At 43.5% G+C, this 8,805-nt stretch carries 3 protein-coding genes and 1 pseudogene; 1 reads left to right on the top strand and 3 read right to left on the bottom strand.

Annotation, left to right across the window (positions count from 1 at the left end):
• Positions 1-663: pseudogene (locus HWQ36_RS31635) on the bottom strand (IS4/IS5 family transposase); the annotation flags it as partial.
• Positions 664-1,024: 361 nt separating this feature from the next.
• Between HWQ36_RS31635 and HWQ36_RS31630 the strand changes: the two are divergent.
• Positions 1,025-3,310 (top strand): NACHT domain-containing NTPase, encoded by a 2,286-nt coding sequence (locus HWQ36_RS31630; protein WP_292710239.1) that lies wholly within the window; start codon positions 1,025-1,027, stop codon positions 3,308-3,310.
• A 437-nt stretch (positions 3,311-3,747) separates the two neighbouring features.
• Here HWQ36_RS31630 and HWQ36_RS31625 read toward each other — a convergent pair whose 3' ends face one another.
• Positions 3,748-3,957, bottom strand: coding sequence for a hypothetical protein (locus HWQ36_RS31625; RefSeq protein WP_292710237.1), 210 nt, complete (start codon positions 3,955-3,957; stop codon positions 3,748-3,750).
• Positions 3,958-4,502: 545 nt separating this feature from the next.
• Positions 4,503-8,726 (bottom strand): chemotaxis protein CheB, encoded by a 4,224-nt coding sequence (locus HWQ36_RS31620; protein WP_292710234.1) that lies wholly within the window; start codon positions 8,724-8,726, stop codon positions 4,503-4,505.
• Positions 8,727-8,805: the final 79 nt, after the last annotated feature.

The following is an 8,805-nucleotide window of genomic DNA, read 5'->3' as shown; positions in this document are numbered from 1 at the left end:
AGCGGACTGTTGCACAATGGTTAAGAGAAATCCGGCAGTACAGAAGTTGCGGTCGGCAATCCATACCTGTTGGGATTGTACAAGTGCCAAAACCTGATGAAACTTGGAGCGTTCTTGGGAATGACCATCTTCACAGGGAATAACATCAATCACCAGTTTTGTTCCGGGGTCAAGAATGGCGATAGTTTTTCCTGGCAAGGGTTTGGCTGCATGGGGGCGCAGCGCTGCTAGTCGGCGTTCGGTACCCGCTAAACAACTGCCATCCACAATCCGAAGTCGATATTCTTTTCCTAGAGGACTGGGATGTTCCACATTCAATAGGTGAAGCAACTGCTGGAGGTCGGATGCCGTCTCATGTAACAATGCCCGACTCACGGGCAGTTCAATCCGTTGCAGTTTATTGTATAGCGCCGTGGCACTGACACTTACCTCCACTGCCTTCTTCTGATAGGCCGCATGAACCGATGGATACATCCCACACACCACCAGACTCATCAAATCCACCTGAGTCGAAAACAGTAACTCTTGAGAGTATTGGCGTTCACTGTAAGTCTCGAACAGATGATTCATCCGCGAGGAGTTAAAAATGTTTTCCATCAGGACTCGCATCATTACACTGACGGGGCTTGCCTCTACAAAAGCATCAAATAGGGGAGATAGCATAAGCGCTTAAGTGCATTTTTACTCTTACCTTCTTAGAAAATACACATAGTGTACTATTTGTCAATATTGAGAGGGCTGGTACTCATATCGTACACAAACTTTGAACTTGCCGCAGCACTACAGTTACTAAATATAGAAAAACTTTCTATGACATTAAATATACAGTCATAAAGCATACTTTAATGTTTCAGGCTCTACTGAGAATAATGCAATCACAGGATATCGGCTGAAGATGCTTTAAATGAAATCATTAGTATCTAAAGATAGCAAAAATAGCTAACTTACTTTCTAAGTAGTTCCGAAACTATATGTTGCAATAATGTCAAATTGAATAATTCTTGTTTGATGTATGTAAGCTTCTATGGTAAAGCGATCGCTCCAAGCATCACTCGCTGGGATGGAACAAGCTAAAAAAACGTTCGCTCATAAGGGGTGGACACAAGAAAATTTGGCTTTTGAAGTTAACTTAAAGACTCGCCAACCAATTTGGCGGTTTTTTAGTGGCCGTCCAATTGAGCGTCATATCTTTATAGAAATTTGTTCTGTGTTGTCGTTGAATTGGCGCGAGATTGCGGCTAATCCTCCAGAAGAATTCCCTGAATCAAAAGAACCTGATGCTACTGAATTTTTAGATATTGATGCTCTAGTCCAACAAGTGCGATCGCAACGCTTTGACAAAATTCAAGACCAGTGCGGCACTTTGCAGCTATTAGATGTTAGTCGCCCCGTTAGAATAGACGACATTTACATCGATGTCAAGATTTTAGAGGAGATTGCCAGCTTTCAGTGGTTAGAGTTTGCTGACTTGCAAAAGTTTACATCACAAGAATTTGATCGCTTTGCTTTAGGTGAAGTATCCCAAATACAAATCGCGGGGATTGCGGCAGTTCAAACTTACTCAAAGCTGCGGGTGTTGGGTAAACCGGGAGCAGGTAAAACCACTTTTTTACAACATTTGGCGATTCAATGCAACCGAGGGAGATTTGCTGCAAATCGGGTTCCTATTTTTGTTACCTTAAGGGATTTTGCTGACGAAACGAGAGTTGCAGGAGAGTTCGATTTACTCAACTATATTTGTCAGGAATTCCTTACCTGTGGGATTTCAGATCGATCTGTACTTGAAACTTTGTTGTTGTCAGGCAGAGTGTTGCTGTTGCTGGATGGATTAGATGAAGTGCTTCATCAAGAAAGCAAGGGTGTCGCCAATGAGATTCGCAGATTCTCTGAAAAGTATCAAAAGAATATGTTTGTCGTCACCTGCCGCACGGCGGCTAAAGCTTTCAACCTCAGACGCTTTACAGATGTTGAAATTGCCCCATTTACCTCTGACCAAATTGTTGCTTTTGCTCAGAAGTGGTTTACAGCAATTACGAAAACCAACATCCAGAATAAACAAGAACAGGCAATTGAGTTTATTGAAAAACTAGATTTACCCGAAAACTTACAATTTCGGAGACTTGCTGTCACTCCCTTATTTTTGCATCTCGCCTGCTGGGTTTTTCATCACCAGAACAAATTCCCAACCCAAAAAGCTGCGTTTTATAAGCAATGTTTAGACCTGCTCTTGGGCAAATGGGACGAAACTAAAGCAATTGAACGGGATGAAGTGTACGAAGGTTTTTTATTACCACAAAAACTTAAGTTGCTGAGTCAGGTTGCTAGCGCGACATTTGAGCAGGGTAATTACTTTTTTGAACAACGCATTGTTGAGCAATACATTAGTGATTATATCGGTGATTTGCCGAATGCTTCCACAGAACCAGAGGAATTGGAATTAGATAGTGAAGGGGTACTTCAGGCGATAGAGTTGCAACATGGATTACTGGCAGAACGAGTGCGGGGGATTTTCTCTTTCTCTTATTTGACGTTTCAAGAATACCTGACTGCTCGAAAAATCGTTGCCAGTTATAATTTACAAACATTAGAACAACCGTTAGAACGTCTGGTAACTCATATTACTGAACCGAGGTGGCGTGAAATCTTTTTGTTAACGGTTGCTATGCTACGGAATGCAGATTTTTTCGTGCAGTTGATGAAGCAAGAAGTTGATGCGCTAGCGGCTCAAGACCCATATTTGCAAAAATTTTTAATTTGGGCAAGTCAAAAGTCCCTCACTGTTCCTGAGTCTGCGGCAATTTGGGCGTTTTATCTTGCCCTGGCTAGGACTCCTCACCTTACCCCGTACTTTGCCCTTGTCTGCATCCTCAATCAAGATATTTTTTTGGATGCGGCATTAGAGAACCTAGTAATTGAATGCAAATCTAATTTTGCCGATGTCTATGCCTGCGACGATGCTCTGAGTAGTGCTTTAGCAATTGTTCAAGATGCTGGCTTACATCAAGCTTTACAACAATTTAAAGACCTACTGCCCGATCTAGAACAAAGTAGAGAAAGGATTGAGACATGGTGGCAAACAAGTTATCCTGCTTGGATGGAACAGTTAAAAATTGCGATCGCCAAGCATCGAAACATTCAGCATGACTGGCACTTCAGCCCACAGCAACAACAAGTATTGCAACAATATTACAATGCCAATCAGTTGCTTCTCGATTGCCTTAATAGCAACTGTGAGATCACAGACGTTGTGCGGCAGGAGATTGAAGTCAGTTTATTGTCGATAAAAGAACTCTCTAAGCGAGAATGGTAGGGGCATGACACGATATGACTAATGAGGCTTACGTGTTCAGCAATAGCAAGTCTTCTTACATTTCTCTTACTCAATCAATACCTTCGCCATTTTTTGTAGCCATTTTTTGTAGGTTGGGTTGAGCGAAGCAAAACCCAACGTATTTGTTGGGTTTCGTGCCTCAACCCAACCTACGAATCGAGACATTTTTCGATTTGGCGAAGGTATTGTCAATAGGAGTGTTTTTCTACCCATTGGGATACCGATATAGCGGTTCTCGAATGGAAGCAATACAGTTTGACCTCTCTCCAAACGTCTCTCCTAAAAGGAGAGAGGCTTTGAATCTTACTCCCCTTCCCTACAAGGGAAGGGGCTGTTCTTGTTAGGTCTGTATTGCACTCAACTGAGAACCGCTTAAAGGCGCAACATACTAAGCTGTAGCCTTGTCAAAGACCTACTTATGTGCTGCGCAAATCTGCCTCGGTGAGGAATATCATCGTTTCTGCACCAACTCTGCCAAAGTCAGGCTCTAGCCCTAATGTCATCTCAATGAGATACGTCCATGTCCCAGATTCAGGTGTGTAGTTTCGTACAATCCCTTCTCCACCTATAAAGCTCACCCATTGAGTATTGCGAAACTTAGGCAGCTTCATGAAGGTTGCAGTCATGCTTTTGATTCCTCAATTCATAGTTGATACTTTCTGTTTTAATAAAATAAATTAAATATGTTTTGTATCTTTTTAAATAAAGATATCAAACACCATCTATAACTTTTGAATGTTTTAGATTCAGATTAAACAATTTATACGTAATTAAAACGTTTATTCAAACATTATATATAGCAAAATACGCTTGGGTTAGCGCTAAAAACCTTAGAGGATGTTTGAAAAGTGGTTGGCTGTATCTTTGCACTTATTGATACCCTCTAACCTTCCTTAAAAAGGCTACGGTGTACACACAAGTCTTCTAACATTGCCCCACAAGCTTTTGATCCCCCTAAATCCCCCGATAAATTGGGGGGCAAAAAACTCTCAAAGTCCCCCAATTTATCGGGGGATTTAGGGGGATCTAGAACGTTTTGCTACCGATAAGAGGACTTTTAAAACATCCTCTCAACTACGAATTACAAATTACGCAAAGCCTGCGGCATAGCTTCTCTTAACGCGCAGCGTGCCGGAGGCTCTATTACGAATTACGAATTACGAATTACGAATTACGAATTATCTATGATTCGTCCAGTCAAATTTGCAATCATCAATACCAATTGAGTCAGTTCAATCGGTTTAGCTAGATGCATTTGGAAACCAGCATTAATCGCCCTTTGCCGATCTTGCTCGGTGGCATAGGCAGTGATTGCTGCTGCTGGAATTTGTCTCCCAGTTTCAGCCTCAAGCTCTCTAACCTGACGAATTAGGGAGTAACCATCCTCCTCTGGCATTCCAATATCTGCTAGAAGCAGATCGTATTTGCCAGGAGATTCGGTTAGAGCAGCGATCGCTTCCCTTGCCGATGTAACAACCACTACTTCAACCCCGAAGTCTTCTAACATCCACTTGATTAAGTCGCGGCTATCCGCTTGATCGTCTACAGCCAAGATGCATAACCCTTGAAGGGTAAGGGATGGACTCTTACCATCTAATGTATCTGGAGTCTCTGATAAAAGGCTCGGCTCTAAATAAGTTGGCGGTGTAATTTCCACTGGCATTGAGCGCAGAGGCAGCCTGATGATGATTGTGGTTCCTTCTCCCTCGCCTGGACTTTGCGCTTGAACTGTTCCACCGTGAAGTTCGACAAGATGACGGACGATTGATAAGCCCAATCCAAGCCCCTGAGTTGTTTTACTGCTGCTGGAATTTCCTTGGCGGAAGCGCTCAAACACATACGGCAGCAAGTCTGCCGGGATGCCAACTCCTGTATCGCTGACTCGAATTTCGGCGTGAGTATATACAGCTTCAAGGGTGATTTCCACTTGTCCACCAGGTGAAGTGAACTTAATGGCATTAGTTAGTAAATTCCACAGAACTTGCTGTAAACGGTCAAAATCTCCGACAACTGTCGCCGAGTTCAACTGTGAAACAATTTGAATGCTTTTCGCCTCTGCGGAAAATTCGATCGACTCAATCGCGGCATCCACTACTGAAACGAGATCGATTAGACGAGTGTTTAAATGAAGCTTTCCACTCGTAATCCGCGATAGATCCAGCATATCATCGATTAACTGAGCTTGCATTCTAGCACTCCGCTCGATCACTTCTAAGGCACGAGTGACTGCTGAAGAATCTAAATCGCGGGTGCGGAAAAGTTGCGCCCAGCCGAGTATAGTATTGAGCGGGTTACGAAGTTCATGGGAGAGGTTCGACAGGAATTCATCTTTGGCTCGGTTGGCGATTTGGGCCTGTTGACGGGCTGACTGCTCCTGTGCTAGAAGTTGCGATCGCTCTAACTCAAACTGTTTGCGATCGCTAATATCTTCAATCGTCAACAAAATCCTTTGGGCTTCTCCCTGTTGAATAATTTTCCAACCATTAAGCAGCATGGTTTTCTGCCCAATCTGCTCAAAACGATGCTCTACCTCTAAGTTTTGAATAGTGGTATCGTTGGCGAGAATATCTTCTAAGAGCGATCGCAGTCCCGGCAGGTTCCATTGACCGTTCCCTAGTTCAAAAATCAGAGATTGCGCTGTCTCTGATGGTGAAACCTGAAATGTTTCATAAAATGAGCGATTGGCTTTGTTCACCCGGAAATCAGAATTAAGCACGATTAACGGCACTTGTACCGTCTCTACAATTGCTTCAGCGTAATTCCGGGCTTCTTCTAAGGTTGCGGCACTGCGTTTGAGAACATCAATATCTATTAACACCAACACTACACCGTCAATCTGGTTTTCTGTGGTGCGATAAGGACGGATGCGGAGGTTGTACCAATGTCCCCCTAGAGTTTGGACTTCTAATTCTTTGATGCTGAGTGTGTCAAGTACCTCCAAAATTAGAGGTTCTAAGTCAGGAACATCGAGATTGGCTCTGATATCGCTCAAAGGTCGTCCAGCATCGGCGGGAATTAAATTGAAAAGCCGTTGCGCCATTGGCGTAAAACGTCGAACCCGTAAGTCCGAAGTCAATATCAAAATAGGAATATTGATACTGCCAAGTAAATTTGTCAGATCGTTGTTAAGTTGGTGTAATTCCAGATTTCGAGAGCGAAGTTCTTCATTGGTTGTGTTAAGTTCTTCATTGGTTGCCTGAATCTCTTCTTTAGCAGTTTCTAACTCCTCATTGGTGCTTTGCAACTCTTCATTGCTGGAGAGGATTTCTTCATTAGCAACTTTCAGGTCTTGATTGATGTGTTCCTGCTCTTGGATCACCGCTTGCAGATATTCTTGAGTGGCAGCCCTCTCTTGATTGGCGTTTGCGAGTTTTTGCCTGAGCCGAACAATCTCTTGCTCTAAGTCTGGCTGCTCTTGGCTCTCACGATTTACCGGGCTGAGATTGTTAACCGTGGGTGAGGCTTCTTCAAATAAAACCAAAAAGTAGAATTCTTCGTCGATGGAAGACTTGAATGGAATCACCTCAATATTGATGATTCTTGAAAGATTGCCCTCTTCAATTCGTAACCCTTCCTTTCTAACTAGATTTTTTTGCTGTTGTGCCTGATAAATTGTGGCGCGTAGCTCCATGAGCAAGCCTTGACGCACCATTTTAAATAAGTTGAGACTCGGTTTTCCAGGTGAAAGTTTGAGGTAGAGATCGATTTCTCCCCGAAGTTGCAGCACCTCCATCTTGTTGTTGATTACTACACCCACTGGGGCATAGTGATTCAAGATCAGTTGGTCAGTTTTTCTCTCTAAATCAAACTCATTTGATGGATTCTCATTGGTCGGCTTTTCCTCCACTTTTGTTACCGGATAATTGCTGGTAACGAACGATAGAATTGGACGATTTGCAGTTAGCTTCTTGGCATAGATTTTATTCTTTTTGTCAATCAGAGTAAACAACTCTGAATATTTACCAGTGCTTTCTGAAGTTCCTAGCAGCAAAAAGCCAGTCGGGTTGAGACTGTAATGGAAGATGGGCAATATCCGTTTTTGCAACGTTTCGTCCAAGTAAATCAGTACATTCCGGCAGCTAATTAAATCTAAGTTGGAAAAAGGGGGGTCGCTACCCAAGTCTTGTCGGGCAAACACACACAGTTCGCGGACAACTTTACTAATTTGATACCCACCGCCTTCAAGGGCATTAAAGAATCTGCGGCGACGCTCTGGTGAGACTTCCACCATTTGATTCTCTACATAAATGCCTGCTCTTGCTTTGTTAATCGCTATCTCGCTGATGTCTGTGGCAAAAATCTGGATCGGCGGCGGGGTGACTTTATCCGACAAAAACTCCAGCAAGGAGATGGCGATCGAATATACTTCTTCGCCCGTGGAACACCCAGCTACCCAAATCCGAAATGGCAATGCTGATTTGTTTTGGATGATAGTGGGAAAAACTTGCTCTTTTAAGAGTTGAAATGCTTCGGTGTCGCGGAAAAAATAGGTAACGTGGATCAGAATTTCTTCATAGAGCGCTTTGACTTCACCCGGATTCTTTTGCAAATACTCGGCATAATCCTCTAAGCGTTCTAGTTTATACAACAGCATTCGGCGCTGGATTCGGCGATCGAGGGTGTTGGGCTTGTAGTGGCTGAAGTCAACGCCGGTTGCCGATCGCAATGACACAAATATAGTCGCCAGGGCATCCCCCTGTTTGGGCAACTTTTCAATTGCGATCGGTGGCAATGAGTCAGAAATAAAAGGATTGCGACTGAGGTTTATCAGTTCCTCGGCGATTTTTTGAGGCGGCAGCACAAAATCGACATTCCCTGTGGCAACAGCAGTATTGGGCATACTATCGAATTTTGCCGTGTCTTCGCACTGAGCAAAAGTCACGCCTCCAGCTGCCTTGATTGCCTTTAACCCCAGTGAACCGTCTCCATCCGCTCCAGATAAAACCACTGCGATCGCTTTGTTGCCTCGATCTGCTGCCAATGAAGTAAAGAACGCATCAGCAGGCATATATTTGCCCTGAATTTTCTCTCGCGGCGTTAGTTGGAACACTCCATTAGCTAAGATCATCTTAGTGTTAGGCGGAATAACGTAGACCTTGTTAGGTTCTATAGTCATGCCGTCTTGCACTTCAGTTACTGGCATTTGAGTTGTTCTTGCCAGAATCTCGCTCAACAGACTCTTGTGGTTAGGGTCTAAGTGTTGAATCAGCACAAATGCCATCCCTGTATCGGTAAGCAAATGCTTAAGTACCTGTGTAAATGCCTCTAATCCACCCGCAGAGGCGGCAATGCCAACGATGGGAAATAAAGCATTTGCAATATCTTGCTGCTCTCTGTCGAATTCATTAGCGGTAGATTCAGATACAGGTTGCTCAGAGGGTTGATCGGATGTCATAGGATGAGGTTTAGCAGTGCAATGGTTTGGCAACTAAGGTTTATATTTTAGATTCAGTTTGCTTACTTGCCCTATATTT

The sequence above is a fragment of the Nostoc sp. NMS2 genome (assembly GCF_017115105.1).
GTDB lineage: Bacteria > Cyanobacteriota > Cyanobacteriia > Cyanobacteriales > Nostocaceae > Nostoc.
This window is presented reverse-complemented; position numbering and strand designations above follow the sequence as displayed.